This window comes from Dongia sp., from assembly GCF_041918875.1.
Lineage (GTDB): Bacteria > Pseudomonadota > Alphaproteobacteria > Dongiales > Dongiaceae > Dongia.
In genome coordinates this window covers 50159-76663 of record NZ_JAYRUV010000021.1, presented here as the reverse complement: position 1 = coordinate 76663, position 26505 = coordinate 50159, and the positions used below count along the sequence as shown (strand labels likewise).

The window sequence follows — 26505 nt, the reverse complement described above, 5'->3', positions numbered from 1 at the left end:
AACTGCAAACGCTCATCCATGACACAGGTCTCTTTCCAAGGCATCGGCAAGTCCCCCTTGCCGACCATGTTGACCTGTTACCCATCTCTCCGGTCCAAACTGTTACCTATCTCTCCGGTCTATACCGAGACATGCCCCTCACCCCCACCCTCTCCCCGCAAGCGGGGCGAGGGAGCCAACGCGTCTGTCGCCAGCAAATAGCCCCTCGCCCCACGAAGTGGGAAGAGGGGTTGGGGTGAGGGGAATTTCGACGAAATCATCGCTACCTATTCCTTCCGCCATGCGGGCATGCGCTTTTCGAGGAAGGCGGTGAGGCCTTCCTTGCCTTCGGCGCTGGCGCGGCGCGTGGCGATGCGGTCGGCGGTGCCGTCGATCACCTCGCGCCCCAGTGGCTTGGAGGCCACGAACTGGACCAGTTCCTTGGCGGCGGCCATGGCTTCGGGGGCATTTTCGAGGAGCTGCCTGGTCAATGCATCCGTCGCGGCGTCGAGTTCCTCGGCCGCTACAATTTGCGCCAGCAGGCCCAGCCGCTCCGCTTCCTCGGCGCCGAACTTGCGGCCAGAGAGGAACAGGCGCTTGGCGGCATGGGCACCGACGGCGCGGATGATATGCGGGCTGATGACGGCTGGAATGAGGCCGAGCTTCACTTCCGAAAGCACGAAATCGGCATTGGGGGCAGCCAGCGCGAAATCGCAGGCGGCGACAATGCCGATGCCGCCGCCATAGGCCGGACCGTTCACCGCGCAGATCGTCGGCAGCGGCAGGAAGGCGATCTTTTCGAAGAGGCCAGCCAGGCGCCTGGCGTCGGCGATGTTGCTGGCGGCGTCATATTCCGCCATGCGGCGCATCCAGTTGATATCGGCGCCGGCGCAAAAGGATGCACCGCGCGCGCGAATCTGCAGCACGCGGGCTTCCTTGTTCGCCGCGACCTTGTCGAGCGCATCGTGGAAGGCGTCGATCATGGCGATATCGAGCGCATTGTGCCGTTCCGGCCGGTTGATGGTGATGCGGGCGACGCGGCCGGAGAAATCGAGAAGGATGTCGGTCATGGATGCGAATCTCACATGCGGAAGAGGCCGAAACGGGTTTCGGCGATGGGCTGCTGCAAGGCGGCGGCGAGGCTGAGGCCCAGCACGCGGCGGGTATCGGCCGGGTCGATGATGCCATCGTCCCAGAGGCGCGCCGAAGCGTAATAGGGATGCCCCTGCTTCTCGTACTGGTCGCGGATCGGCTGCTTGAACTTCTCCTCCTCTTCCCGGGCCCAGCTTTCGCCCTTGGCTTCGATATTGTCGCGCCTGACCTGCGCCAGGACCGAGGCCGCCTGCTCGCCCCCCATCACCGAGATGCGCGCATTGGGCCACATGAAAAGGAAGCGCGGCCCGAAAGCGCGCCCGCACATGCCGTAATTGCCGGCGCCGAAGGAACCGCCGACGATCAAGGTGAGCTTGGGCACGGCAACCGTGGAGACGGCGGTCACCAGCTTGGCGCCATCCTTGGCGATGCCGCCGGCCTCGTACTTCCTGCCCACCATGAAGCCGGTGATGTTCTGCAGGAAGACGAGCGGGATGCGGCGCTGGCCGCATAACTCCACGAAGTGCGCGCCCTTCAAGGCCGATTCCGAAAACAGAATGCCGTTATTGGCGACGATGCCGATCTGATGGCCGTGGAGATGGGCAAAGCCGCAGACCAGGGTTTCGCCGTAATGCTGCTTGAACTCGTCGAAGGCGGAACCGTCGACAATGCGGGCGATGATTTCGCGCACGTCATAGGGCTTCCTGGTATCGGCCGGCACGATGGCGCCGAGTTCGGCCGGATCGTAAAGCGGTTCCCGCGGCGCCGCCGTGGGGGCAGCCGGCATGCGCGTCTGGCCAAGGCGCCCGACGATGCCGCGGCAACGCTGCAGCGCGTCCCAGTCATTTTCGGCCAGGTGATCGACGACGCCGGAGCGGCGGGCATGAAGATCGCCGCCGCCCAGATCCTCGGCGCTGACTTCCTCGCCGGTCGCGGCCTTCACCAAGGGCGGGCCGCCAAGGAAGATGGTGCCCTGGTTCCGCACGATGATGCTTTCATCCGACATGGCCGGGACATAGGCACCGCCCGCCGTGCAGGAGCCCATGACGACGGCAATCTGCGGAATGCCGGCGGCGGACATGTTGGCCTGATTGAAGAAGATACGGCCAAAATGATCACGGTCGGGAAAGACCTGATCCTGGTTGGGCAGATTGGCGCCGCCGGAATCGACCAGATAGAGGCAGGGCAAGCCGTTTTCCGCCGCAATCTCCTGCGCGCGCAGATGCTTCTTCACGGTCAGCGGATAATAGGTGCCGCCCTTCACGGTGGCGTCGTTGCAGACGATGACGCAAAGACGGTCCGCCACCCGGCCGATACCGGTGAGCAGTCCCGCCGCCGGCACATTGTCGGCATAGACGCCGTGAGCGGCGAGCGCCGAGAGTTCGAGAAAGGGTGTCCCCGGATCGAGCAGGAGCTGGATGCGCTCGCGCGGCAGGAGCTTGCCGCGCCCCACATGACGCCGCCGCGCCTCCTCCCCGCCACCTTCGCCGACTTCAGCGAGGCGCGCATCGAGATCCCTTACCAACGCGTCCATGGCGGCGGCGTTGGCCCGAGAGTCGGCGGATTGCAGATTGAGCGCCGATTTCAATACCGGCATGGACCACCCATGGGAACCACCGCAGATGTGAATGCCGGCAATCATCCCGGCTTCCTCGCGGCTTGAATAGTTCTTTTTGGGAATCCGGCCATGGGGCAAGGACTTGTCCGGCGCCAGACCGAGACCATTCGAATCTGTCGGCAATCGCCAGGGCGACGCAGCTTTGTTCCAGAGGCCGGGCGATGCATCGCGACCGCATGGCCGTCGCAGGCGAATCGGCATGCTTGCCGCACCGCAATACCGGGCCTCGCGGAGAGAATGATGGACACTTGGCTAGACGGGCACGCAGCGACGGCGCGAGGGAATATTGTCCTTTGCTATCGTAAAGAGTTGTTAATCTGCGCGCACCTAGGATCGTCCATCCCAACCGTCCCGAACGGGGCCGGGATCAGCCGATAGCAGGACCGATATGGGTGTGAGCGGTTCGAAGATAGAGCTACAGACCGAACAGAGCCTGACCTGCCCGCAAAGCCCGGCCGCCGAGCCGCAGGGCAGCGGCACCGGTGCGCCCGCGGCGGCCAATCTCCCGCTGTCCGCCATCTGGACGCTGCCGCCGCAAGGTATCCTCTTTCGCTGGCTGGCCTTCGTCGCCCTCATCGCCATCGTCGGCATCGTGGCGACAATGGCGGTCGTCGACGATGCGATGGAGTTGCGCTTCCTTGCCACCGGAATCGTGGCCATGACGGTCCTGGCGGGCTTTGCCGTCCTGCAACTGGTCAAGACCAATGCCAAGACGATCGCCGCGCAACGCCAGCTGGTCGATGCCGGCTTCGAGACGGCCGACGCCATCGTCATTCTGCGTAACCAGCAAGGCAGGCTGCTGCAGGCCAATGCAGTGGCCGAGCGCGTCTCCGGCTTCAGCGCCAAGGAACTGGCGCAAACCGATATATGGCGCAGCCGCTTCCTGCCCGGCGACCTGGAAGCCGAGCAGGTCGTCGAGGCGCAAGCCCTGCACCGCACCCGGCCGATTTTCCGCGAGGCCACCTGGATCGCCAGGAGCGGCGACCGGCGCATGATCCGCTGGTCCAACGTCGCCCTGCAATATGAGGTCGGGACGGCGCCGGTGCTGCTCAAGATCGGCCTCGACATCACCGACCTGCGGCGGCATGAGATGTCGCTGTTGCGCAACGAGACCTATCTGCGCCTGGCGCACCGCATGGCGAAGCTGTGCCACTGGCATTGGCGGCCCGACGGGACGGAATACGATATCGACCCCGCCAGCCGGCGCGGTCGCTATATCTATTCCGACGAGGTACGCGACATTTTCGGCTATACGGCCGGGGAGATGCCGAGCGACGGCCATGATTATGCGCGCCTGATCGCCCATCCGGACGATCAGGCGATGCTGCATGCCCGTTACGACGAATTTCGCCTGGGCGAGGGGGATTCCTATTCGGTCGAATATCGCGCCGTTCACCGCGAGGGCCATGTGCTCTATATCCGCGAGACCGGCGAGCGCATGCGCGACGATAACGGCCATGTCATCCAGATCGCCGGCACTTTCCAGGACGTGACGGATCTCAGGGCGTCGGAACGGCGCCTGCAGCGCGCCGAGGGCGATTTGCGCCGCTCGCTGCGCATGTCGGGCTTATGCCATTGGTCCTGGCAGCTGTCGCTGGACAGTGTCGATGGGCTGCCAGGCGTCTACAGTTCCTCCGGCGAAACGGCCGACCTCCTTGGCCTGGCGCCCGAGGACGTGGCCCTCAACGATTTCGACTGGCACGAGAAAGTGGTGCACCCCGAGGATGCCAGGGCAAGCTGGGAGCGCTACGACACGTTCCTGCGCGGGCCGGAGATGGGCTTCAGCCAGGAATACCGTATCCTGTCGCGCTACCGCGGCATCCGCTACATACGCTCGATCTGCGAAAAGACGGTCGACGCGCAAGGCCGCGTGATCGAGATCGCGGGCGCCTTGCAGGACATTACCGAACTGCGCCAGCGCGAGCTGGAACTGATCAAGGCCAAGAACGCCGCCGAAATCGCCAACAGGTCGAAGACCGAGTTCCTGGCCAATATGAGCCACGAGCTGCGCACGCCGTTGAATGCCGTCATCGGTTTCTCGCAGGTCATCCGCGACCAGCTGTTCGGCGATGCGCCCGATCGCTATTCGGCCTATGCCGGCGACGTCTACAAGAGCGGGCAACTGCTGCTCCAGCTCATCGGCGATGTACTCGACATGTCGAAGCTGGAAGCCGGCAAGGTCGAACTGTTCGAGGAAGCGGTCGACGTGCCGGCGATTGCCGAGGATTGCCTGCGCATGGTGCAGTCCCGCGCCGACGAAGGCAAAGTGCATATCGAGCGGAACTGGCAGCGCGACCTGCCGATGCTGCAGGCGGATGCGCGGGCGGTGGCACAGATCCTGCTCAATGTGCTGTCGAACGCGGTGAAGTTCTCGCCGCCGGACCGCATCGTCTATCTGACCGGACGGCTGGGCGATAGCGGCGACCTGGTGGTCGTCATCCGCGACACCGGCATCGGCATGTCGAAGGAGGCGATGCAGAATCTGTTCTCGGCCTTCCACCAGGCCGATGCCACGATCAGCCGCCGCTATGGCGGCACGGGGCTGGGGCTTGCCATTACCAAGCGGCTGATGGAACTTCATGGCGGCTCGATCGACCTTTCCAGCGAGCCGGGCCAGGGCACACGGGTGATCCTGCGCTTCCCGCAGGCGCGCGTGGGTCCACGGGGCTGCGGCTGATCAATCGCCGAGATGGTCTATTCGCCGGCGAGGAGGTAAGGCTTGCGTTTCTCGCCACGCACCAGAACGATCACGCATTCCTGCTTGGCGGCGCTGCGGCACTTCTGCAGCGCGGTCTTCTGCGGATAGCTGGGATCGGTGTTCTGCGGCAGGCCCTTCTTGCCCGATACGCATTGACCGATCTCGGCGCAGACATAGCTGCCGGCATATTGTCCGTCGGGCGAAACAGCGAAGGCGCCGTTGTGGTTCTTCAACTGCGACAGATAGCTTTTGAGCTGGCCACTCACCTTGGACGAGAGCCGCAGCGTGCCGTCGGGCGCCGGGCCGCTGGGTTCTTCGGCCAGGGGCGCGTCCGCCGGCGGCAAGGCAGCGACCTGGGCCTCCGGCTCGGGCGCATCCGAACCGCGGCCGGCAGTCTGCGTCACAGCCTGCGTTTCCGGCTCGGCCGAGCTGTTGCGCAGGCGCTGTGCCTTGTCGCGCGCGACATCGGCATAGCGGCCGTTCGGATAGCGCCCCAGATAGGCCTCGAAATCGCTCGCGTCCCTGCTGTCCTTCACGGCGCTCCAATAGGCCTGCTCCTTGCCATCGATCGCGGCCGTTTCATTCTCCGGTGCGGGCGTCGCGGCAGCGGCGGCACCCGTGGCACTGGCGGGCTGGAAGAAGAAGGCGCCGGTCAGCGACGAGGATTCCCAGGGCACCTGCTGCTGCTCGGTGGTGGCCATCACCTTGACGCGGACATTGCGGAAGGCTTCTTCGATGGCGATGCCGGGCCTGGCCATCTCGGCGGCAAGGGCCGCGGTATAGGGCGAGTTCCTGCCGCCGCCATCGTTGGCGACATTGCCGGGAGCGGTCGAATAGCCGATGAAGCTGCCGGTCGGCGCATCCATGCGCGCCAGGCCCCGGCTGGCCGACCGCACGGAGCGCGGCAGCGGATTGTTGCGGCAGGCGTCGAGGATGACGATGTTCACGCGGGCGCCGGCATATTCCATCTGTTTGAGGACGGATTCGGCCGAGACCGCAAAAAGATCGACGTCCGCCTCGGCATTGATCGCCGCGTTGGTGGGGATGAGATAGTTGGTGCCATCGACCTGGACGCCGTGGCCGGCATAGAAGAAGAGGCCGACCGCATCGGGACCGGCGGCACTCAGCGCCTGGCCGAAGGCCGAGATCGCGCGCTTCATCGCGGTCTGGTCGCCATCCACCAGCTTGGTGACCTTGAAGCCGAGGCCAGCGAGGCGTTCGGCCATCAGGTTGGCATCGTTGGGCGGATTGATCAGGCTGCCGATATTGCCGCCATATTTGCCGTTGCCGATCACCAGCGCGAGGCGCGGCTCGGCCATGGCGGCGGCACCCCAGCACAGGATGAGGCCGGCCAGCAAGGCTGCAAGGAGATGATGCACGCGTCCCGCGATCGTCATGCCCATAATCTAGCGCGATCGGGGCCGGAGCGGCAGTGCGCTGGCGCACACTCTCCTTATTATGATGCGCGGTTAAGGCTTCTCAAGCGAAGGAAGCGAACCCTGACTCGAAACCGTCATTTTGTCTCAAACCCACAGGATTTAGTCACAGGAGTCCATGCCGAACATTGATATAGTGGTTGCATGGCATTTTAGCTAAAAAAATTCTCTTACAAATCATATATCTAGTGGGAAAAGCTCCGAAATTAGGTTGACTTTAACCATTCTCCGATCCTAGCCTCCCATATTCAGGGCTTTTCGGGGGAACTGCACGGGATGGGTTGGGTGTGCCAGGATATGTGAGGCGCCCATGAATCCATTGCAGCACGGTGATGGCGGACGAAAACATCGACGGCGAGCAGTTGCTGGCATTGGCGCGGCTCCGTTCCGACGAGAGCCGGGCCGAGCTGTTTGCCGTCATGGGCGATCTGTTCCACGACCGCAACGATGTGCTGAGCGCGCAGGAACGCGCGCTGATGCAGGACATTCTGGAAAAGCTGATCGGCGAGGTGGCGCGCGATGTGCGCCGGAAGCTCGCCTTGCGCCTGGCCGACGCGCCGGGCCTGCCGCGCGAACTGGCCGTCCTCCTTGCCAATGACGAAATCGACGTAGCGACACCCATCCTGCTGCGCTCGGCCGTGCTGCAGGATATCGACCTCATCGAGGTGATCCGCCACCGCTCGCGCCAGCATATCCTGACCGTCGCGATGCGCCGCGATCTCAGCAGCGCCGTCTCGGACGCGCTGGTCGAGACGGGCGACCGCGACGTCATCCGCACGCTGCTGGAGAACCAGGATTCCAACATCTCGCGCGTGACGCTCGCCTATCTGGTCGAGCAATCGAAATCGGTCGACGAATTCCAGGAGCCGCTGGTGCGCCGGCGCGATCTGCCGTCGGAACTGGCGCGCCGCATGGTCTATTGGGTGGCGGCCGCCTTGCGCCAGGCCCTGCTCGACCGTTTCGACATCGATCCCGCGACACTCGACGACCGGCTCGAACCGGTGGTGAAGGAAGAAGTGCGCGAGGCGGCGGCGGACGCGGAGGCCGACAGCGCCGCCGATGTGCTGGCGCGCGCACTCGGTGCCGACCGGCAGCTGACGCCGCGCCTGCTGCTGCAGACCCTGCGCAAGGGCGAGATACAATTGTTCGAGGCGATGTTCGCCGAGATGAGCGGCCTGCGTCTCAGGCTCATCACGCGCATCGCCTATGAGCCGGGCGGCCAGGGCCTTGCCGTGGTGACCCGCGCCATGGGCCTCAACCGCGAGGAATTCGCCACTATCTTCCTGCTCACCCGGCGCGCCCGGGTTGGGCAAGGCGGCGGCGCGGGCTTCGCCCCCGCCGATCTCGGCCGGGCGCTGGAATTCTTCGACCGGCTGTCGCATGCGGCGGCCGAAACCGTGCTGACCCGCTGGCGGCGCGACCCTGACTATCTGTTTGCCATTCGCTCGATCGAAGAAGGGCAGGAGAAGAAACGCGCATGAACAAAGTAACTCCCTTGGCACCGAGCTTCGCCGCGACCCCAGCCGCCGCCCCCAAACCGGTAAGCCCGGCCAACGAAGCCGCCCCCTCGCCGGCGCGCCTCAGCGAGCTTTTCCGCCAGGAACTGGTCGAATTCGGCCCCGCCATGATGATGTGCGACCCCAAGGGCCAGATCAGCTGGGCCAACGCCGCCTGCCGGCGCATCGCCGAGACGCGCATCGATGGCGGCATCATCGGCGAAAGGCTGCGCCTTTCCGAGATCGCCGAGGAGATCGACCTCAGGCGCGCGACCGTGTTCCGCGATTGGGACTTCGCCGCCGGCGGCAGCGTGCAGCGCCTGCGCGCGCGCTTCGAACCGATGACGGAAGCGGGCGGCCTGCTGACCGGTTTCGGCGGCCTCTTCACCCTGTTGCAGGAAGGCCGCGGCGGCCAGGACGAAACCGCCCAGGCGCTGGACCGGCAGATGGACTTCATCCGCCTTTCGGCCGACTGGATGTGGGAGACGGACGCGGCACTCAACCTCAAGCTGGTGACGCAGCGCGTCGTGGCGACGCTCGGCATGGTGCCGCAGCAGCTGATCGGCCGCAACCTCCTCGGCCTCGTCGCTTCGGACGCGCTGCGGGTCAATCTGCAGCGGCGCCTGCAGAAGCTGTCGCCGTTCCGCGACCTGCCGATCGATGCGGAAGACGCCACCGGCCGGCGCAAGCTGTTCCTGATGAGCGCGCTGCCGGTGTTCGATCCGGCGAGCGGTGCCCTTATCGGCTATCGCGGGGCAGCCACCGACATCACCGAACTGACCCGGCGCGAGGAGAACCTCCGCGCCGCCAAGGAATCGGCCGAAACCGCCAACCGCGCCAAGAGCCAGTTCCTGGCCAATATGAGTCACGAGTTGATGACGCCCTTGAACGCCATCATCGGCTTTGCCGACGTGATGCGCATGGGACTGCTGGGCCCGGTCGAAAACCCCGAATACCGCTCCTATGTGCGCGACATCCACGGCAGCGCCATCAACCTGATGGGCGTCATCAACGACATCCTCGATGTCTCGCGGATCGAGAACGGCCAGGCCGAGATCAATGAGAGCGCCTGCAATATCGAGGAACTGTTCGACGCTGTGTCGCGCCTGATCCAGGACCGGCTGCAGGCGCAGGGGCTGGATTTGCGCGTCGACCTGCCAGCGCGCTTGCCGCGCGTCCATGCCGACAAGCGCAAGCTGAAGCAGATCCTGGCCAATCTGCTGGCCAACGCGGTGAAATTCACGCCGCGCGGCGGCCGCATCACCTTAAGCGCCAGCATGGCGCGAAGCGGCGATCTCATTCTGTGCGTCAGCGATACCGGCATCGGCATCGCCACCGAGGATATCGACCGCGTGATGCATCCCTTCGCGCAGGCCGATAGCGGCCTCAACCGCAAATATGAGGGCACCGGCCTCGGCCTTACCTTGTCGCTGGGTCTTGCCAGACTGCATGGCGGCGATTTGCACCTGGAAAGCACGCTGGGCGAAGGCACCCGCGCCATCGTCACCCTGCCCGCCAACCGCGTCATCGACGGGAATCATCTGACGCCGGTGAAGTGAGCGGCACCAGCAAAGAGTCTGGTGCTCCCCCTCTCCCCGCCCCTCTCCCACGTTGGGGGGAGGGAGTAGCCCGCCACAACCACCTCGTTCTCGTTCCCTCTCCCCAACGTGGGAGAGGGTTAGGGAGAGGGGGCGCGCGAAGCGCATATCGACCCGAACTTCTTTACCCATACCCACCCCGCGGGTTACCTATGATATCCATCCGCCGCTGAGTCGGGAGTGAACGGCGCGTGAGCGAGGGGTTCGACCTCAAGGAACTGGCGCAAGTGGCCCGCGACAAGTCGCCGGAAGGCCGCTCGAGGATGTTTGCGCTATTGGCGCGCCTGTTCTGGCGCAGGGGCGCCATCATGAAGCCCAAGGAAAAAATCATGCTGGCCGAAATCCTCCGGCTGCTGCGCCCCAGGACGCTGGCCGAAAAGCGGATGGAACTGGCCTATGAGATGGCCGGATCGACGCTGGCCGAGCCGGAACTCCTCAAGGTCTTCGCCGAGGACGAGATCGAAATCGCCTCGCCGGTGCTCTTTTCCGGGAACCGGCTGGAGCCCAGCGACCTGGTTTCGATCATCGAAAGCAAGGGTGCGGCGCATGCCGCCACTATCGCCACGCGCAAAGGCCCCACGATAGCGGTGGTGGATGCGCTGGCCCGGCTGGAAGATCCGGAGATCCTGCGCCGGCTGCTGGCCGACCCGGAAGCGCCCTTTTCCATTCCCGCACTCTCCAGCGCCGCGCTGGTGGCCATGACCGATGTGCCGCTGCAGCGCCTGCTGGCCGAGCGGCGCGAACTGCCGGAGAGCATTGCCGAGGACATGATGATCTGGGCCGATGCCGATGTGTGCGAGACTTTGAATGCCCGGTTCCTCTTCGATGCCATGGTCGCTTCGGCGCAGCAGCCGGTTTATGGCCAGAAAGCGGAAGCCCTGCCCGAGGCGCCGCCGCCAGCACCAACGGAAGAGAATGGTGAGATAGAACTGACGCCGGCATCGATGATCAGCGCGCTGCGCGCCGGCAATCTCGCCCTCTTCCAGGCGCAGGTGGCGCATCTGGCGAATCTGCGCATGGGATTGGTGCGCAAGCTGATGAACGAGAATGGCGGCGACAGCATCGCCTTCATCGCGCGCGCGATCGGCCTCAGGCGCGACGAGTTCGCCCAGATCTACCTGCTGGTGCGCAGGCTGCGCACGAAGGGCGGCATCGGCGCCGCCGATCTGGGGCAGGCGCTCGACTTCTTCGATCGGACCGAGGCTGCCCAGGCCAGCTCCATCATCGCCCGCTGGCGGCGCGAATCGGCCCGGGAAGCCCTGACCGAGAGCGAGGATGCTGGCCCGGTGACGACCGAAGAGGCCGTTCCGGCCCAGGATGCGCCCCAGCCGACCGAACCGATCGCGTAAGCGGCGCTGTCTTACAAGCGTTTACCAATTGCGCCGTTGTCCGAGCCAGCCCGGCGCTCCGATAGCCGACATCCGCCAGTCCCGGCGATGCGCCGGGGCGATACGCGGATCGCCTGAAATAGCTCCGACAATCGAGAACAAAAGTGGCCCCCGCAAATGGGCGCCGAGGCGCCAAAACCCGCGTGAAATCAGCTATTTCTATTGAACCCTAGCAAGTGTTGAAGAAAGATGACGCCAGCTGAGGACCAGGGCGCTGCACTTGACAATGCGATCAAGCTTGCTGGGGGACGCGGTGCCCGGATGGTTCTCGAGCTTTCCGATGACAGAGGAGGTTTCAACTCATGAAGCAGGTAATGAAGGGGCTGGTCCTGCCGGCCATGACTGCGGCCGCGCTGCTGACAAGCACGGCGCTGGCCCAGGCGGAGATGGTGTTCCATCGCGGCAACGGTGCCGAGCCGGAAACGATCAACCCGCACAAATCGACCGGCGTCACCGAAGCCAATATCGAAGCCGATATCTTCGAGGGCCTCACCACCTACGCGCCGAACGGCGACATCATTCCGGGCGCTGCCGAGAGCTGGGAAATCAGCGACGATGGCAAGACCTATACGTTCCATTTGCGCCAGAATGCCAAATGGTCGAACGGCGATCCGGTGACCGCCGCCGATTTCGTGTTCGGCTTCCAGGACGCCGTGAACCCCGAGACTGCCGCCGATTACGCGCCGATCCTTGACGTCATCGTCAACGCCGTCGCCATCCGCAAGGGCGAGGAGAAGGATTTCTCCAAGCTTGGCGCCGAAGCGGTCGACGATCATACGCTGAAGATCTCGCTGACCGGCCCGACCCCCTATTTCTTAGGGCTGCTGCGCCACCCGATTTCCTATCCCGTGCACAAGGCGACCGTCGAGAAGTTCAAGGACGATTGGACGAAGCCCGGTAACATCGTCAGCAACGGCGCCTATCAGCTAACCGAATGGACCCCGCAGGCTTCGCTCACCTACGTGAAGAACCCGAATTACTGGGACGCCACGAATGTGAAGATCGACAAGGTCGTCATGTATCCGACCGAGGATCTCGCCGAAGAGCTGAAGCGCTTCAAGGCCGGCGAACTCCATGCCACCTATGACGCGCCGTCAGAACAGATCCCCGATCTCGAGGCCAATTTCGCCGACGAGTTCAAGAACACACCCTATCTCGGCACCTATTACTACGTCGTCAACCTGACCCGCGAACCGCTGGGCGCCCAGCCGGAGCTCCGCAAGGCTCTGTCGCTGGCCGTCAACCGTGAAGTCCTGGTGAGCAAGATCACCCAGGGCGGCGAAGCCCCGGCCTATTCCTGGGTTCCGCCGATGACCGACTACAAGCAGGCCTTCGTCGACTTCAAGGACATGCCGCAGGCCCAGCGCCTTGAAGAAGCCAAGGCGCTCCTGGCCAAGCACGGCTATACCAAGGAAAACCCGCTGAAGGTCGAACTGCTCTACAACACCAGCGAGAACCATAAGAAGATCGCCGTCGCGGTGCAGAGCATGTGGAAGCAGGTCGGCGTCGATGCCACCCTGCGCAACGAGGAGTGGAAGGTCTATCTGGAGACCCGCGACAAGAAGCAATTCGACGTCGCGCGCGCGGCCTGGATCGCCGATTATGACGATCCCATCAACTTCCTCGATATGTTCCTGTCGGACGCCGGCGAGCGCAACGATGCCGGCTACAACAACGAGAAGTATGATGAATTGGTGAAGGCGACCGCCACGGAAACGGATCCGGCGAAGCGGATGCAAATGTTCCACGACGCGGAACAGGCCTTCCTCAACGACAACCCGATGCTTCCGATCTATCACTACACGTCGCAGCATATGGTGTCGAAGAAAGTCGCGGGCTGGGAATACAACATCCTCGACTTCCACCTGGCACGCTTCATCTCCGTTGCGGAGTAAGATTGCTTGATGGACGGCCCGGTGGCATCATGCCACCGGGTCGTTTTTCTTTGACCCGATGCGCCTCGGCACCGAGTTTCGGCACCGATGGGAGGCGGCTGTTATGTTTCATTACACGATCCGGCGTCTGCTTGGCGCCATACCGACATTGTTCATCATCCTGGCGGTGTCGTTCTTCATGGTGCGCATGGCACCCGGCGGCCCGTTCGACAAGGAACGCAAGGTCCCTGCCGAAGTCGAAGCCAAGCTGATGCAGCAATATCATCTCGACGAGCCGCTGCCGCAGCAGTTCGCCCGCTATATCGGCGGGCTTGCCCAGGGCGATTTCGGCCCCTCGTTCAAATACAAGGACTTCACGGTCTCGGAGCTGATCTGGCAGGGCTTCCCGACCTCGCTGGGCCTGGGCCTGTCGGCGATCGCGCTGGCGCTTGCGGTCGGTGTCAGCTTGGGCATCTGGTCTGCGCTGCGGCAGAATAGCTGGATAGATTATCTCAGTGTCGGCACGGCGATGCTGGGCATCGCCATCCCCAATTTCGTCATTGCGCCGATCATGACCCTGGTCTTTGGCCTGATGTTGCACTGGCTGCCCGTGGGCGGTTGGGGCAAGCCATCGAATTGGATCCTGCCGATCATCGCCTTGGCCATTCCGCAGATTGCAGCCTTCACGCGCCTGACGCGCGGCTCCATGCTCGAGATTCTGCGTAGCAACTTCGTGCGCACGGCACGCGCCAAAGGGTTACCTGAGATGGTCACACTGACCCGCCATGCCATTCGCGCGGCCCTCATGCCGGTCGTCTCCTATATGGGACCAGCCATTGCCAACATCGTGACCGGTTCGGTCATCGTCGAACAGATATTCGGCATCCCCGGCATCGGCCGTTATTTCGTCCAGGGCGCCATCAACCGCGATTACACGCTGGTCCTTGGCGTCACCATCCTGTTCGGCGCCCTGGTGATCCTGTGCAATCTGCTGGCCGATCTCTGCTACGGCCTCTTGGACCCGAAGGTGCGCTATGACTGATATCGCGGCCCTCGCTATTCAGCCGGAAGTCAAGGGGCGCAGCCTCTGGGCCGATGCACGCCGCCGATTCATGCATAACAAGGCGGCCGTGGCCGGCCTCATCATTCTGGCCATCGTGACGCTGCTCTGTTTCGGCGCGCCCTATCTGGGCCTGCGCGCCCAGGACGAAATCGACTGGGAAATGATCAGCGTCCCGCCGGATTTCGCCAAGGGCTATTTCTTCGGTACCGACCAGAATGGACGCGACCTGTTCGTGCGCACGCTTTACGGCGGGCAGGTTTCGCTCATCGTCGGCTTCGTCGCCACCTTGGTCAGCCTCGTCATCGGGACCCTGTGGGGTGCCACGGCGGGTTTCATCGGCGGGCGCACCGACAATGTCATGATGCGCATCGTCGATATCCTCTATTCGATCCCCTTCATCTTCTTCGTCATCCTGCTGACCGTCGTCTTCAACAAGAGCATGGTGCTCATCTATCTCGCCATCGGTGCGGTGAGCTGGCTGGACATGGCCCGCATCGTGCGCGGGCAGACGATCAGCATTCGCAGGAAGGAGTTCATCGAGGCGGCGCATGCGAGCGGGGTTTCCAATTGGCGCATCATCACGCGCCATATCATCCCCAACTGCCTTGGGCCCGTCGTCGTCTATATGACGCTGACCGTGCCGGCCGTCATCCTGACCGAGAGCTTCCTCTCCTATCTCGGCATGGGTGTGCAGGAGCCAAACTCATCCTGGGGCACCCTGATCAGCGAAGGGGCGCAGTCTATGGACATCGCCCCCTGGGCCGTGGTCTTCCCCAGCGCCGTGATGGTGGTGACTCTGCTGGCCCTCAACTTCGTCGGCGACGGTCTTCGAGACGCGCTCGACCCGAAGGACCGGTGAGGGGCCGATGAGCAACGTTCTCGAAGTCACCAACCTCAACACCGCCTTCTGGACGCCGGAAGGCGATGTGAAGGCGGTCAACAATGTCTCCTTCGGCATCAAGCGCGGCGAGACGCTGGGCATTGTCGGCGAATCCGGTTCCGGCAAGAGCCAGATCTTCATGTCGATCATGGGGCTGCTGGCCAGCAACGGCAAAGCCACGGGTTCGGTCAAGGTGACGGGCACCGAGATCCTGAATGTACCCACCGCGGAGCTGAACAAGATCCGCGGCGCGCGCATGTCGATGATCTTCCAGGACCCGATGACCTCGCTCAACCCCTACCTCACGGTACGCCGGCAGATGACCGAAGTGCTGATGACGCATAAGAGCATGACCGAGGCGGCGGCGGCGGAAGCCTCAATCCGCGTCCTCGACCAGGTGCAGATTCCGGAAGCCCGGCGGCGTATCGGCATGCACCCGCATGAGTTTTCGGGCGGCATGCGCCAGCGTGTGATGATCGCGATGGCGCTGCTGTGCGGGCCGGAACTCCTCATCGCCGACGAGCCCACCACCGCGCTCGACGTCACCGTGCAGGCGCAGATCCTCGACCTGCTCTCGCAGCTGCGGCGCGATACCGGCATGGCCATCGCCCTCATCACGCACGATCTGGGTGTCATCGCCGGCCTGGCCGACCGGGTGATGGTGATGTATGCGGGTGCCATCGCCGAGGAAGGCAGTGTCCGCGATATCTTCAAGCGACCGCAACATCCCTATACCGAAGGGCTGCTGAAATCCATGCCGCGTCTCGATGCGCATGGCCTGACGCGCCTCGATACGATCGGCGGCCAGCCGCCCAACCTGCAGAGCCTGCCCAGCGGCTGCACCTTCCGCGAACGCTGCCCCTACGCCTTCGACCGCTGCGTTCATGAGCGGCCCCAGCTGCGCGAGGCCGGCGATGTCGGCCGCGCGAAAGCATGCCATCTGGAAGAACTGGGCAACGCAAGCAAGCTGAAAATCGGAGTGGTGGCATGAGCGCGCCCTTGCTTTCCGTCAACGACCTCAAGGTCCATTTCGATGTCGGCCGCAAGGGCCTGTTCGGTGGCGGCTCATCCGCCATCGTCAAGGCGGTGGACGGTGTTTCCTTCGACCTGAAACCCGGCGAGACATTGGGGCTGGTCGGTGAATCCGGCTGCGGCAAGTCGACACTGGGCCGTGCCGTTCTGCGCCTGCTGCCCTTACGTGGCGGGCGCACGGTATGGCTTGGCCAGGACCTGGCCAAGCTTGAGCCCGGTGCGATGCGCAACCTGCGACGCGAGATGCAGATCATCTTCCAGGATCCGCTGGCGAGCCTCAATCCCAGGATGACGGTGGGGCAGATCATCGCCGAACCGCTTACCACCTTTCAGCCCAATCTCTCGGCCAACGAAGTGAAGGCGCGCGTGAAGGCGATGATGGCCAAGGTCGGGCTGCTGCCCAACCAGGTCAACCGCTATCCGCATGAATTTTCCGGCGGGCAATGCCAGCGTATCGGTATCGCCCGCGCCATCATCAACAATCCGCGCCTCATCGTCTGCGACGAACCGGTCTCGGCGCTCGACGTCTCGATCCAGGCGCAGATCGTCAACCTGCTGATGGATCTGCAGCGCGAGATGGGCATGTCGCTCATCTTCATCTCGCACAATCTGGCTATCGTGCGGCATATCAGCCACCGGGTAATGGTGCTCTATCTGGGCAAGGTGATGGAGATCGCCGACCGGGATTCGCTCTACAGCAACCCGCTCCATCCCTACACGCAGGCGCTGAATTCGGCCGTGCCCGTGCCGGACCCGGATGTCGAGCGCAACAAGGCGCGCATCGTGCTCAAGGGTGATCTGCCCTCGCCGCTCAATCCGCCCTCGGGTTGCCCATTCCGCACACGCTGCCCGAGAGCAACCGAGATCTGCGCGCAGGTCATGCCGGACCTGATATCGGCCGGCAAGGACCATATGGTGGCTTGCCACCATGCCGGACCGGTGGGCGGGTAAAGTCTTTTCCTCCCCCCTTCAGGGGGGAGGTAGGAGGGGGGCGCACAAGTCTCGATAGGCGGCGGCCTTCGCTTCGGCCCCCACCCTGAAGGTGGAGGGAAAAGCGCGGAGCAAGTTCGCCCTAAACCACCATGCCGACGGCGCGCATGTAGATGTCGAGCAGTTCTTCCTGCTCGGCGCGGTCGTTGGGTTCCATCTTCCTGAGGCGGATGATCTGCCGCATGATCTTGGTGTCGAAGCCGGTGCCCTTGGCCTCGGCATAGACTTCCTTCACATCGTTGGCGATGGCGGCCTTTTCCTCCTCCAGGCGCTCGATGCGCTCGATGAAGGATTTGAGGTGGTCAGCAGCAATGCCACCGGAATCGGCCATGGGACTCTCCTGCAGGAACAAGGGCGGCCGCCGGAACAGAGCGGTCGCGAATCGGGCGGACTCTATCCGTGCCGGGCGGGTGGAACAAGACGCGAAAGCCTGTGGATAACGTGGATAGCGGGGCCATCTTGCAGCCATGCACGGTTCCAGGCAGAGTGCCGCGGCACCGGACCTGGACCATCATGCCTCTTCCCCATATCGCCCTGGCCATATTCATCCAGATTCTCTGGGGGCCGATCTATGTCCTCGCCAAGCCCAGCGTCGAGAATTACTTCCCGCCGGTGCTGCTGGTCACCATCGTCTATGCGACCGTGGCGCTGTTACTCAGCCCCTTTTATCCGCGCGCCAGGACGCCGCGAAAGACGCTGTTCCTGCTGGCCTTCTTCGGCGGCACGCTGCAGAGCACGGCGGTCTATTACGCGCTGAAGCTGCTGCCCGGTTCGACCGCGGTCCTGCTGATGCAGCTCTCCGTGCCGATCGCCATCATCGCCTCGTGGGGTTTGGGGCGCGACAAGCCCAACATCAAGAACGGGATCGGCGCACTGCTGTGCCTGGCGGGCGTCGTCGTCGTGGTGGGGAGGCCCGATGCCACCTCGGCCTATCTCGGCATCCTTGCCATGCTGATCTGCGTCACCTCCTGGGCGACGACGCAGGCCGTCATCCCGATCGTCGCCAAGGATCATGGCACGGCGCTCTATGCCGCCATCGCCCGCTTTGCCACGCCGCAGATGATCGTGGCGGCGCTCCTGCTGGAGGGGGAAAGCCTGCTGCCGACCATTGCCGCCATTCCAGCGGGCAGCTGGCTGGGCGTGCTGGGCATCGCCGCCTTCGGCTTCGCCCTGCCCTATTCGATCTGGTACTGGCTGCTGATGCGCCACCGGGTCGACGAGCTGACGCCGTTCACCCTACTGATGCCGGTCTTCGGCGTCGTCACCGACACTCTGGTGCTGGGGCAGCCGCTGACGCGGGCCACGGTCCTGGGTGGCGTCATCATTCTGGCGGGACTGGCAGTGGTGGTGTGGCGCGGCAAGCCGAAGGCTGCCCCGATCCCGCCCGCGCAATAGGTTGTTATTCTCACGCCTCCGCGAGTGCGGAATAATTCCATAGCCTTAACTATGTCTTTGTAATCGACGGCTAGTCTGCCCGCATCGAACAGCCGAAAAATGCGTCGGGGGATTGAATGCGCGTGCAAGAGGCCTCGTGGCGGTGTTGCATACCCGCCGCTATCCTGGCTGTTTTCGGCCTCGGCGCGGTTGCCCTGGTGCGCGTGCTGCCCCAGACGGGAGCCGCGGAGCCGGTCGCCGTTTTTGCGCTGGAAGGCGACGCCCTAGCCAGCGTGATCGCCGCCGGCGGCCGCATCCTGAGCCCCGGCGGCGTGCCCGGTTCCATCATCGCCATCGGCGATGCACCCGATTTTGCCGCCCAGCTCTATGCGGCCGGCGCCACTTTGGTGCTGCGCGCCGATAGCGCCATGGGCTGCGCTTCCATTCCAGCAGTGAGGACGAAATCATGAACTCGATCGATGCCCTGCGCGCGCGGGTGGCGCGTATTCTGGCGGTCTATATCTGCCTGCATCTGCCGCTCATCGCCTTGATCGAATGGCTGGTCGGCGGCGGGATCGGCTGGCTGTCGGGTATCGCGCTGGCGGTCAGCATCGCGGTGGCGGCGTTCGCCATCGTCAGTTCCGGCCTCGGCCTGCAACTGTTTCTCTCAACGGCGCTGATGGTGATGATCGCTCTCATCGTCGCAGGGATGGAGGGGCAGGCCTGGCAGATCGACATCCATATGTATTTCTTCGCGGCACTCGCCATGCTGACGGCGCTTTGCGACTGGCGCGCCATCCTGGTGGCGACGGTCACCATCGCGCTGCACCATCTGCTGCTCAATTTCCTGCTGCCGCTGGCCGTATTTCCGGGCGGAGCCGACTTCTTCCGCGTCGTGCTGCATGCGGTCATCGTGCTGATCGAAGCCGGCGTGCTGATGTGGGTCTCGCAATATCTGGCGCAAGCGCTGGCCAAAGCCGCGGTTTCGCTCAGCGAAGCGCAAACGGCGCGCCATCAGGCGGAAGAAGCCGCGGCCCATGAACGGGCGACGGATGCCCGGGCCAAGGCCGAGCAGCGCGACGTGCTCTCGCGCATCGCCACCGATTTCGAGCGCGCGGTGCAATCCGTCATCGACGAGGTGACAGCGCGGACGGGACAGGCGGCCAACCTCGCCGGTGGCATGACAAACATCGCACGCGACAATGCCGCCAAGGCGGCGCAGGCGGCGGAAGCCTCGGGTGCGACCACGGGCGATGCGCAGGCGATCGCCGCCGCCGCCGAACAGCTGACCGCCTCGGTCGCAGAAATCCAGCGCCAGGCGCAGCGCTCGAACGAGATCACGGCGCGCGCGGTCGAACAAGCCGGCCTCACCTCATCCTCCGTCGCAGAGCTCACCTCGGCGGCGCAGAAGATCGGCGACATCATCCATCTCATCAACGATATCGCCAGCCAGACCAACCTGCTGGCCTTGAACGCCACGATCGAAGCGGCGCGCGCCGGCGAAGCGGGCAAGGGCTTCGCCGTGGTGGCGGGCGAGGTGAAATCGCTGGCCGGCCAGACCGCCAAGGCCACCGACGAAATCTCGGCGCAGATCGGCGCCATCCAGGCGGCGACGGGGAAATCGGCCGACGCCATCCACACCATCTCCGACATCATCGGCGAAATCAGCGGCATCGCCCAGGAGATCAGTTCCTCGGTCGAGCAGCAGAATCACGCGACGCGCGAGATCGCTAGTTCGGCGCAGAGCGTATCGATGCGCACGGGCGAAACCACGCGGATCATCAGCAATGTGCAGGCGGCCGCCAACGATACCGGCAGCACGGCCACGGAAGTCTCGTCGGCCGTGCAGAGCCTGGTGACGCAATCGGCCCACCTGCAGGAAGAGGTGCGCAAGTTCCTGCGTTCGCTGCCGACCAACTAATCCTTGGGCCGGTTCTTCTCGAAGGCCGCCTGCTTGTCGGCCGACGCTTCCGCCTGATACTTGGCCTTCCATTCGTCATAGGGCATGCCGTAGACGATCTCGCGCGCCGCCGGGTCAGCAAGAGAGATGCCTTTGACCTCCGCCGCCTCGCGGTACCAGCGCGACAGACAGTTGCGGCAGAAACCGGCCAGGTTCATGAGGTCGATATTCTGCACGTCGGTCCGCTCGCGCAGATGCTGCACCAGGCGGCGGAAGGCCGCCGCTTCAAGCTCGGTCTTGGTCCTGTCGTCCATGGGGCGTTCCTCTTAGAAAGTCGTCGTCTCTTCGATGAGCCGGTCGACCACGCGCTGCAGCGCCGCACGCGGATCGAGGCCGGATTGCATGGCCGCATTATAGACCGCGAGCTGTCGGTGGGCACTGGTGCCGCGCGCCAGGATCGCGCGGGCATGCTCCAATTCCGACGAACATCCGAAAAAGGCCGCGTCCTCGCCAAGGAGATCGACCAGTTCATCAATGAGATCCCGCATCGGCACGATGCGGCCCTTGCCGAAATCGACCAGTCCCTCGTCGATGCCGTAGCGCTGCGCGCGCCAGCGGTTTTCGTTGATCAGCATGGCCGCATAACGGCGCCAGCGCTGATTGCCGCGGCGCAGGCGATAGAGCATGCGCAGGATACAGCGGTACATGGCGGCGATGCAGAGCGTGTCGTCGAGCAGCGTACAGGCGTCCGATATACGCATTTCCAGCGTGGGGAAGCGCGCGGAGGGACGCAGGTCCCACCACAGCTTGCTGCCGTCCTCGATGAGGCCGGCGCGGATCAGCACGTCGAGATGGCGCTGATACTCGCCGAAGGAATCGAATATCTCCGGCAAGCCCGTGCGCGGGAGCTCGTTGAAGACCGCCAGGCGGTACGATTTAAGGCCGGTATCGGCGCCGCGCCAGAAAGGCGACGAAGTTGAGAGCGCCAGGAGGTGCGGGAGGAAGTAGCTGGCCTGGCTCATCAGATCGATGCGCAGTTCCGGATCCTCGATGCCGACATGGACATGCATGCCGCAGATGAGGAGGCGCCGCACCGGCCCGCCGATATCCCGCGCCAGCGCGTTGTAGCGTTCCTTGTCGGTATGCTTCTGCCCGCCCCAATCCGCGAAAGGATGGGTCGAAGCCGCGACGATGGCCAGCCCATGCCGGCCGGTGACATCGGCCAGGGTGGTCCGGAAACGGCTAAGCTGGGACCGGGCCTCGGCCAGCGAATTGCAGATGCCGGTGCCGATCTCGATCTGCGAGCGCATGAATTCAGGACTCACATGCGGGCCCAGCGCCGCCTGCGCCTCGGCGAACAGATCCGGATGCGGGTCCGCGACCAGATCGCGGGTCAAGCGATCGACCAGGAGGTATTCCTCCTCGATCCCCAGCGTAAAGGCCGGCTCGCTCATTTCTTCGCCGGTGGAAAGAGAACGGGATCGATGAGCAACCCCTTCAGCGCCGTTTCCAGCTTGGCTGTCCAGCGGTTGACGCCGCCCTCGTCGCTGATGAGGTCCTGGCGGATCTCGATCAAGGCATGCGGCAGGCCTTGCGCCTCGGCGTGGGCGATGATCGAAAAGCCGTGCTCATCGCGACCCGAATAGGGTTCGTTGTCGCCGACGACGACATGCGGCAGCTGGGCCAGGCGCTGCATCAGCGGGATCGGCAGGCGCGGATCGCGGTTCCACAGCACGCCGAAATGCCAGGGTCGCTTGAAGCCGTTCATGACCGGCGTGAAGCTGTGCAGCGAAACGATGGCCGGGATCTGGCCTGCTTCGCGCTTCTTCTTGATGAGGTCAGCCACGGCGAAATGATAGGGCTTGAAAATCTCGTCGGCGCGGCGCGCCCGGGCGAGCCCATCGAGGCCGCGATTGCCGGGCACCACGATGCGGTCGGATTCCTGCGCGATAGAAGTAGGATCGTCGAGGCGTCGGTTACAATCGATCACCAGGCGTGAATAGGCGGCCAGCGCGCAAGGGGCGTCGAGGTTGCGCGACAGGATCGCCGCCACTTGCGCGATGCCGATATCCCAGGCGATATGCTGGTCGAGCTCGCCCGGTGTCAGACCCAGCGCGCCGAGTTTCCGGGGAATGGCGCGGCCGGCATGGTCGCAGAACATGACCAGGGGCGCCTGGCCTTTTTCATTGAGAAGCTTGAAGGGAGGCGGGTCACCGGGACCCAAAAGGCGATCTGATGCTGTGTCTGGCGACATCATCTTGTCATGCATTTCATGCAATTGACCGAAAGTCGGTGCCAGCATAGAAGAGGCGGCAGCCGCTGTCATCCGACGACCGATCCCCGTTCCCAACAAATTCATCATGAAATCAGGCCATTCCGCCGACAGATTCGCCCTGCCGATCCTGATCCTGGGCGCAATCATGATCTCGTTTTCCGGGATCTTCGTGAAGCTGTCCGAGGTCGGGCCGACCATGACCGGCTTCTACCGGATGTTCCTGGCGCTGCCCTTTTTCGCCCTTTGGGTCATGAGCCACCGGCCGGCCCAGCGTTCGGCAGAGCGTCCTGCTCCGGCCGAGCGCCGCCGCGCCCTGAAGATCACCGGCTTTGCCGGCTTTTCCCTGGCGATCGACCTCATCGCCTGGCATTGGTGCCTGCAATTCGCCAGCGTCGCCGCGGCCACGCTGATGGGCAATACTGCCCCGCTTTGGGTCGCGGCGGCGGGCTTCCTGTTCTTCGGCGAACGGTTCGGCTTGCGTTTCATTTCAGGCATGGCGGCGGCCTTCGGTGGCGTCTGGCTGCTGCTGGCCGGCGGCGAGAAGCCGCTCGACATTCATGACAGCCTCGCTTTCATCCTGGGCATGATCGGCGCCATCACCTATGCCGGCTACCTGCGTGGGGGCAAGGAAGCGCGACGGCATCTCTCGACCGCCGAAGTCATGCTGTGGGGATCGCTTGCCGCCAGCCTTGTCCTGCTTCCCGTGGGATTGTTGACCGAGGACCGGCTCCTGCCGCAAAGCTGGACCGGCTGGGGCGCCGTGCTGGGCCTGGCGCTGGTCAGCCAGACCATCGGCCAGAGTCTGATCAACTGGGCAGTGGCGCATCTGCCGGCCGCCTTCTCCTCCCTCACCCTCCTCATCAACCCGCTGGCCTCGGCGGTCTTTGCCTGGATGCTGCTGGGTGAAGGGTTGGGGCCGTGGCAGATTCTGGGCGGCTTCATCGTGCTGGCCGGCATTTTCATGGCCAAACCGGCGCCCGCGGCCCCGGCGGAATAGCGCCTTTTGCCGGGCCGGCGCCGCAGAACGGCGCAAAGAGGTCGCCGCCCTGCTTGACCCGTGGGGTCCCGCGTTTCTACTGTCCCTGCAACTCGCACCAGGGGAAAATCGTGAGCGCTTCCGAAACCGAACTGTTGAGGCGGATGTTCGCCGCCGCCGTCGCCGCCGTCGATCCGCTGCAGATCCTGGCGCCGCACCTGCCGCCGCGCCCTCGGGGTCGCGTCGTTGTCGTGGGTGCCGGCAAGGCGGCCGCCGCCATGGCCAAGGCGGTGGAACTGGCCTGGAGCGGCGGTATCGACGGGCTGGTGGTGACCCGCTATCAGCATGGCCTGCCCTGCCGATCGATCGAAGTCGTGGAAGCCTCGCATCCCGTTCCGGACGCACAGGGGCAGGAAGCGGCCCGCCGGATTCTCACCAGGGTGCGGGGCCTCCGCGCCGACGATCTGGTGCTCTGCCTCATTTCCGGCGGCGCCTCGGCGCTGCTCGCGGTGCCCGGCGACGGCTTGACCCTGGCCGACAAGCAGGCGGTCAACAAGGCCTTGCTGAAATCCGGCGCCAACATTGCCGAGATGAACTGCGTGCGGAAGCACCTCTCCGCGATCAAAGGCGGGCGGCTGGCCGCGGCGGCGCATCCGGCCAAGGTCGTGACCTTGCTGATCTCGGACGTGCCGGGCGACGATCCGTCGGTCATCGGCTCCGGCCCGACAGTGGCCGATCCTTCCACTCGCGAAGATGCCATCGCCGTTTTCGCGAAATACGGAATCGGGATGCCGGCGGCCGTGAGGGCCCATTTGGAAAACCCCGCCTGTGAAACGCCGAAGCCGGGCGATGCGCGTCTAGCAAATAGCGAAACACGCATGCTGGGAACGCCGCAGAATGCACTCGACGCCGCCGCCAAGGTGGCCGAGGCGGCGGGATTCAGGCCGCTGATCCTGGGGGATCTCGAGGGCGAAGCGCGGGACGTGGCGCTGGTCCATGCCGGCATCGCCCGGCAGATCGCCAAGCACGGCCAGCCGGCTCCAGCACCCGTGGCCCTTATTTCGGGCGGCGAGACAACCGTCACCGTGCGCGGCAAGGGCCGTGGCGGGCGAAATGCGGAATTCCTGCTGGCGCTGGCGGTGGCCCTGAACGGGCAGCCTGGAATCCATGCCGCGGCCGGTGACAGCGACGGGATCGACGGGACCGAGGACAATGCCGGCGCCCTGCTGACACCCGGCAGTATTGCCCGAGCCGCCGATAAGGGCTTGAGTGCCAAGGCCATGCTGGCCAACAATGACGGCTACGGGTTCTTTTCGGCACTGGGCGACCTGATCGTCACGGGACCGACACGAACCAACGTCAATGATATCCGCGTCATCCTGGTCAAATAAGAAGAAAGAACCGGTTCAGCTCATGAGACGACAGCGCAAGGCCAAGATCGTTGCGACCCTCGGTCCCGCCACTTCCTCCCAGGCGGAGATCGAAGCCCTGTTCCTAGCCGGCGTCGATGTGTTTCGCCTCAATTTCTCCCATGGCAGCCATGCGGACCACAAGAAGCGCTACGACATCATCCGACATATCGAGCAGACGACGAAGCGGCCGATCGGCGTGCTGGTCGACCTGCAGGGACCGAAACTCCGCGTCGGTCAGTTCGAGAAGGGCTCGGTCATGCTGGAGCCCGGCCAGAAATTCCGCTTCGACCTGGACCCGACCCTGGGCGACGCATGGCGGGCCCCCCTGCCGCATCCCGAGATTCTCACTGCGCTGAAACCCGGCGTCACGCTGCTGCTCGACGACGGCAAGCTGCGCATGCGCGTGTGCAAGGTGGCCAAGGACGCCGCCGAATGCGAAGTCGAGATTGGCGGCAAGCTCTCGGACCGCAAGGGCGTCAATGTGCCGGACGTTGTGCTGCCACTGTCGCCGCTCACCAAGAAGGACCGGTCGGATCTGACCTTCGCGCTCGACCTCGGCGCCGACTGGATCGCTCTTTCCTTCGTGCAGCGGCCCGAAGACGTGGCTGAAGCGAGGAAGCTGATCGCCGGACGCGCCCGCATCATCTCGAAACTGGAAAAACCCGCCGCCATCGAGCGGCTGGAGGAAATCGTCGAACTCTCCGATGCCGTCATGGTGGCGCGCGGCGACCTTGGCGTGGAAATGCCGGCCGAGGACGTGCCGGGCCTGCAGAAGCGCATCATCGCCGCCTGCCGCCTGGCCGGAAAGCCGGTGGTCGTGGCGACACAGATGCTGGATTCCATGGTCAATGCGCCGACGCCGACGCGCGCCGAGGCGTCCGACGTCGCCACCGCGGTCTATGACGGAGCCGATGCCGTCATGCTGTCGGCGGAAACGGCCAGCGGCCAGTTCCCGCTGGAATCGGTCGCCATGATGAACCGCATCGCCGAGCGCGTCGAGCGCGATCCGTTCTACCGGCGCATCCTGGAAGCGCAGCGCCTCGACCATGCCGCCACTGAATCGGACGCCATCAGCCAGGCGGCGGCCCAGGTCGCGCAGACGCTGTCGGCTTCCGCCATCGTCACCTATACGACATCCGGCTCGACGGGCTTGCGCATGGCACGCGAGCGGCCGGCGGTGCCGATTCTGTGTCTCACCTCGAAGCTGGAGACGGCGCGCAACATGGCCTTGGTCTGGGGCACGCATTGCGTGGTGACCGCCGATCTGAAGCGTTTCTCGGAGATGGCGGAGAAAGCCTGCCGCATCGCGCTGCGCGAGGACTTCGCCAAGGCCGGCGAGCGCATCGTGGTGACGGCCGGCGTACCCTTGGGCACACCGGGTTCGACCAACATCCTGCGCGTGGCCTGGGTCGAGGAATAACCCC

General features: G+C 64.4%; 22 protein-coding genes. 15 read left to right on the top strand and 7 right to left on the bottom strand.

Going from position 1 to position 26505, the window contains the following annotated elements; translation table 11 throughout:
- Positions 1–266: 266 nt before the first annotated feature.
- Positions 267–1049: an enoyl-CoA hydratase-related protein gene (locus ACE3TY_RS18945; RefSeq protein WP_374655890.1), complete on the bottom strand. Its 783-nt coding sequence runs from the start codon at positions 1047–1049 to the stop codon at positions 267–269.
- 11 nt (positions 1050–1060) lie between these two features.
- Entirely contained in the window at positions 1061–2668 is a 1608-nt protein-coding gene (locus ACE3TY_RS18940; RefSeq protein WP_374655888.1) for a carboxyl transferase domain-containing protein, read from the bottom strand.
- Positions 2669–3083: 415 nt separating this feature from the next.
- Between ACE3TY_RS18940 and ACE3TY_RS18935 the strand changes: the two genes are divergently transcribed.
- A complete protein-coding gene (locus ACE3TY_RS18935; RefSeq protein ID WP_374655886.1) occupies positions 3084–5366 on the top strand; it encodes a PAS domain-containing protein in 2283 nt (760 codons plus the stop codon).
- Between the two features lie 17 nt (positions 5367–5383).
- Here ACE3TY_RS18935 and ACE3TY_RS18930 read toward each other — a convergent pair whose 3' ends face one another.
- Positions 5384–6784, bottom strand: a complete 1401-nt coding sequence (locus ACE3TY_RS18930; protein ID WP_374655884.1) for a caspase domain-containing protein — start codon at positions 6782–6784, stop codon at positions 5384–5386.
- Positions 6785–7155: 371 nt separating this feature from the next.
- Here ACE3TY_RS18930 and ACE3TY_RS18925 point away from each other — a divergent pair, with 371 nt between their 5' ends.
- From ACE3TY_RS18925 to ACE3TY_RS18890, 8 genes are all read left to right on the top strand, one after another.
- Positions 7156–8304, top strand: coding sequence for a DUF2336 domain-containing protein (locus ACE3TY_RS18925; protein WP_374655882.1), 1149 nt, complete (start codon positions 7156–7158; stop codon positions 8302–8304).
- The gene (locus tag ACE3TY_RS18920; protein ID WP_374655880.1) at positions 8301–9878 is read left to right on the top strand and encodes an ATP-binding protein; all 1578 of its coding nucleotides are present in this window, start codon (positions 8301–8303) and stop codon (positions 9876–9878) included. Before ACE3TY_RS18925 ends, ACE3TY_RS18920 begins: the two co-directional genes overlap by 4 nt.
- Positions 9879–10108: 230 nt before the next feature.
- Positions 10109–11266 (top strand): DUF2336 domain-containing protein, encoded by a 1158-nt coding sequence (locus tag ACE3TY_RS18915; protein WP_374655878.1) that lies wholly within the window; start codon positions 10109–10111, stop codon positions 11264–11266.
- Positions 11267–11607: 341 nt separating this feature from the next.
- Entirely contained in the window at positions 11608–13200 is a 1593-nt protein-coding gene (locus ACE3TY_RS18910; protein WP_374655876.1) for a peptide ABC transporter substrate-binding protein, read from the top strand.
- Between the two features lie 103 nt (positions 13201–13303).
- Positions 13304–14221 carry an oligopeptide ABC transporter permease OppB gene (gene oppB, locus ACE3TY_RS18905; RefSeq protein WP_374655874.1) on the top strand — a complete coding sequence of 306 codons (918 nt, stop codon included), beginning with the start codon at positions 13304–13306 and terminating at the stop codon, positions 14219–14221.
- Positions 14214–15101, top strand: a complete 888-nt coding sequence (locus ACE3TY_RS18900) for an ABC transporter permease subunit (RefSeq protein WP_374655872.1) — start codon at positions 14214–14216, stop codon at positions 15099–15101. The genes oppB and ACE3TY_RS18900 overlap by 8 nt, the downstream gene beginning before the upstream one ends.
- A gap of 7 nt (positions 15102–15108) precedes the next feature.
- On the top strand, positions 15109–16113 hold the full coding sequence (locus ACE3TY_RS18895; protein WP_374655870.1) for an ABC transporter ATP-binding protein: 1005 nt from the start codon (positions 15109–15111) through the stop codon (positions 16111–16113).
- Positions 16110–17105, top strand: coding sequence for an ABC transporter ATP-binding protein (locus tag ACE3TY_RS18890; RefSeq protein ID WP_374655868.1), 996 nt, complete (start codon positions 16110–16112; stop codon positions 17103–17105). The genes ACE3TY_RS18895 and ACE3TY_RS18890 overlap by 4 nt, the downstream gene beginning before the upstream one ends.
- Before the next feature lie 121 nt (positions 17106–17226).
- Here ACE3TY_RS18890 and ACE3TY_RS18885 read toward each other — a convergent pair whose 3' ends face one another.
- On the bottom strand, positions 17227–17475 hold the full coding sequence (locus ACE3TY_RS18885) for a DUF2312 domain-containing protein (RefSeq protein WP_374307355.1): 249 nt from the start codon (positions 17473–17475) through the stop codon (positions 17227–17229).
- A 182-nt stretch (positions 17476–17657) separates the two neighbouring features.
- Here ACE3TY_RS18885 and ACE3TY_RS18880 point away from each other — a divergent pair, with 182 nt between their 5' ends.
- The 3 genes from ACE3TY_RS18880 (at position 17658) to ACE3TY_RS18870 (ending at position 20439) form a co-directional block, all read left to right on the top strand.
- Complete coding sequence (locus ACE3TY_RS18880; protein WP_374655865.1) at positions 17658–18539, top strand: DMT family transporter; 882 nt, start codon at positions 17658–17660, stop codon at positions 18537–18539.
- Between the two features lie 116 nt (positions 18540–18655).
- Positions 18656–18988: a hypothetical protein gene (locus tag ACE3TY_RS18875; protein WP_374655863.1), complete on the top strand. Its 333-nt coding sequence runs from the start codon at positions 18656–18658 to the stop codon at positions 18986–18988.
- A complete protein-coding gene (locus ACE3TY_RS18870; protein WP_374655861.1) occupies positions 18985–20439 on the top strand; it encodes a methyl-accepting chemotaxis protein in 1455 nt (484 codons plus the stop codon). The genes ACE3TY_RS18875 and ACE3TY_RS18870 overlap by 4 nt, the downstream gene beginning before the upstream one ends.
- Here the strand turns inward: ACE3TY_RS18870 and ACE3TY_RS18865 are convergent.
- From ACE3TY_RS18865 to ACE3TY_RS18855, 3 genes are read right to left on the bottom strand one after another with little or no spacing between them, the layout of a single operon-like run.
- Positions 20436–20732, bottom strand: coding sequence for a DUF1244 domain-containing protein (locus ACE3TY_RS18865; RefSeq protein WP_374655859.1), 297 nt, complete (start codon positions 20730–20732; stop codon positions 20436–20438). The two genes, ACE3TY_RS18870 and ACE3TY_RS18865, sit on opposite strands and share 4 nt — an antisense overlap.
- A 12-nt stretch (positions 20733–20744) precedes the next feature.
- Entirely contained in the window at positions 20745–21872 is a 1128-nt protein-coding gene (locus ACE3TY_RS18860) for a carboxylate-amine ligase (RefSeq protein ID WP_374655857.1), read from the bottom strand.
- Positions 21869–22579 (bottom strand): N-formylglutamate amidohydrolase, encoded by a 711-nt coding sequence (locus ACE3TY_RS18855; RefSeq protein WP_374655855.1) that lies wholly within the window; start codon positions 22577–22579, stop codon positions 21869–21871. Before ACE3TY_RS18855 ends, ACE3TY_RS18860 begins: the two co-directional genes overlap by 4 nt.
- Before the next feature lie 199 nt (positions 22580–22778).
- Between ACE3TY_RS18855 and ACE3TY_RS18850 the strand changes: the two genes are divergently transcribed.
- The 3 genes from ACE3TY_RS18850 to pyk all read left to right on the top strand — a co-directional run bounded on the left by ACE3TY_RS18850 (position 22779) and on the right by pyk (position 26501).
- Positions 22779–23690: a DMT family transporter gene (locus ACE3TY_RS18850; RefSeq protein WP_374655853.1), complete on the top strand. Its 912-nt coding sequence runs from the start codon at positions 22779–22781 to the stop codon at positions 23688–23690.
- A 110-nt stretch (positions 23691–23800) separates the two neighbouring features.
- Complete coding sequence (locus ACE3TY_RS18845; protein WP_374655851.1) at positions 23801–25060, top strand: glycerate kinase; 1260 nt, start codon at positions 23801–23803, stop codon at positions 25058–25060.
- Between the two features lie 22 nt (positions 25061–25082).
- The gene (gene pyk, locus ACE3TY_RS18840) at positions 25083–26501 is read left to right on the top strand and encodes a pyruvate kinase (RefSeq protein WP_374655849.1); all 1419 of its coding nucleotides are present in this window, start codon (positions 25083–25085) and stop codon (positions 26499–26501) included.
- The last annotated feature ends 4 nt before the right edge of the window (positions 26502–26505 follow it).

What these genes read in the sequence shown, in the direction of transcription:
- ACE3TY_RS18945 (WP_374655890.1), bottom strand. Translation starts at nt 1,049, where the DNA reads ATGACCGACATCCTTCTCGATTTCTCCGGCCGCGTCGCCCGCATCACC.
- ACE3TY_RS18940 (WP_374655888.1), bottom strand. Translation starts at nt 2,668, where the DNA reads ATGCCGGTATTGAAATCGGCGCTCAATCTGCAATCCGCCGACTCTCGG.
- ACE3TY_RS18930 (WP_374655884.1), bottom strand. Translation starts at nt 6,784, where the DNA reads ATGACGATCGCGGGACGCGTGCATCATCTCCTTGCAGCCTTGCTGGCC.
- ACE3TY_RS18925 (WP_374655882.1), top strand. Translation starts at nt 7,156, where the DNA reads ATGGCGGACGAAAACATCGACGGCGAGCAGTTGCTGGCATTGGCGCGG.
- ACE3TY_RS18920 (WP_374655880.1), top strand. Translation starts at nt 8,301, where the DNA reads ATGAACAAAGTAACTCCCTTGGCACCGAGCTTCGCCGCGACCCCAGCC.
- ACE3TY_RS18910 (WP_374655876.1), top strand. Translation starts at nt 11,608, where the DNA reads ATGAAGCAGGTAATGAAGGGGCTGGTCCTGCCGGCCATGACTGCGGCC.
- oppB (WP_374655874.1), top strand. Translation starts at nt 13,304, where the DNA reads ATGTTTCATTACACGATCCGGCGTCTGCTTGGCGCCATACCGACATTG.
- ACE3TY_RS18900 (WP_374655872.1), top strand. Translation starts at nt 14,214, where the DNA reads ATGACTGATATCGCGGCCCTCGCTATTCAGCCGGAAGTCAAGGGGCGC.
- ACE3TY_RS18895 (WP_374655870.1), top strand. Translation starts at nt 15,109, where the DNA reads ATGAGCAACGTTCTCGAAGTCACCAACCTCAACACCGCCTTCTGGACG.
- ACE3TY_RS18890 (WP_374655868.1), top strand. Translation starts at nt 16,110, where the DNA reads ATGAGCGCGCCCTTGCTTTCCGTCAACGACCTCAAGGTCCATTTCGAT.
- ACE3TY_RS18885 (WP_374307355.1), bottom strand. Translation starts at nt 17,475, where the DNA reads ATGGCCGATTCCGGTGGCATTGCTGCTGACCACCTCAAATCCTTCATC.
- ACE3TY_RS18880 (WP_374655865.1), top strand. Translation starts at nt 17,658, where the DNA reads ATGCCTCTTCCCCATATCGCCCTGGCCATATTCATCCAGATTCTCTGG.
- ACE3TY_RS18875 (WP_374655863.1), top strand. Translation starts at nt 18,656, where the DNA reads ATGCGCGTGCAAGAGGCCTCGTGGCGGTGTTGCATACCCGCCGCTATC.
- ACE3TY_RS18870 (WP_374655861.1), top strand. Translation starts at nt 18,985, where the DNA reads ATGAACTCGATCGATGCCCTGCGCGCGCGGGTGGCGCGTATTCTGGCG.
- ACE3TY_RS18865 (WP_374655859.1), bottom strand. Translation starts at nt 20,732, where the DNA reads ATGGACGACAGGACCAAGACCGAGCTTGAAGCGGCGGCCTTCCGCCGC.
- ACE3TY_RS18860 (WP_374655857.1), bottom strand. Translation starts at nt 21,872, where the DNA reads ATGAGCGAGCCGGCCTTTACGCTGGGGATCGAGGAGGAATACCTCCTG.
- ACE3TY_RS18855 (WP_374655855.1), bottom strand. Translation starts at nt 22,579, where the DNA reads ATGTTCTGCGACCATGCCGGCCGCGCCATTCCCCGGAAACTCGGCGCG.
- ACE3TY_RS18850 (WP_374655853.1), top strand. Translation starts at nt 22,779, where the DNA reads ATGAAATCAGGCCATTCCGCCGACAGATTCGCCCTGCCGATCCTGATC.
- pyk (WP_374655849.1), top strand. Translation starts at nt 25,083, where the DNA reads ATGAGACGACAGCGCAAGGCCAAGATCGTTGCGACCCTCGGTCCCGCC.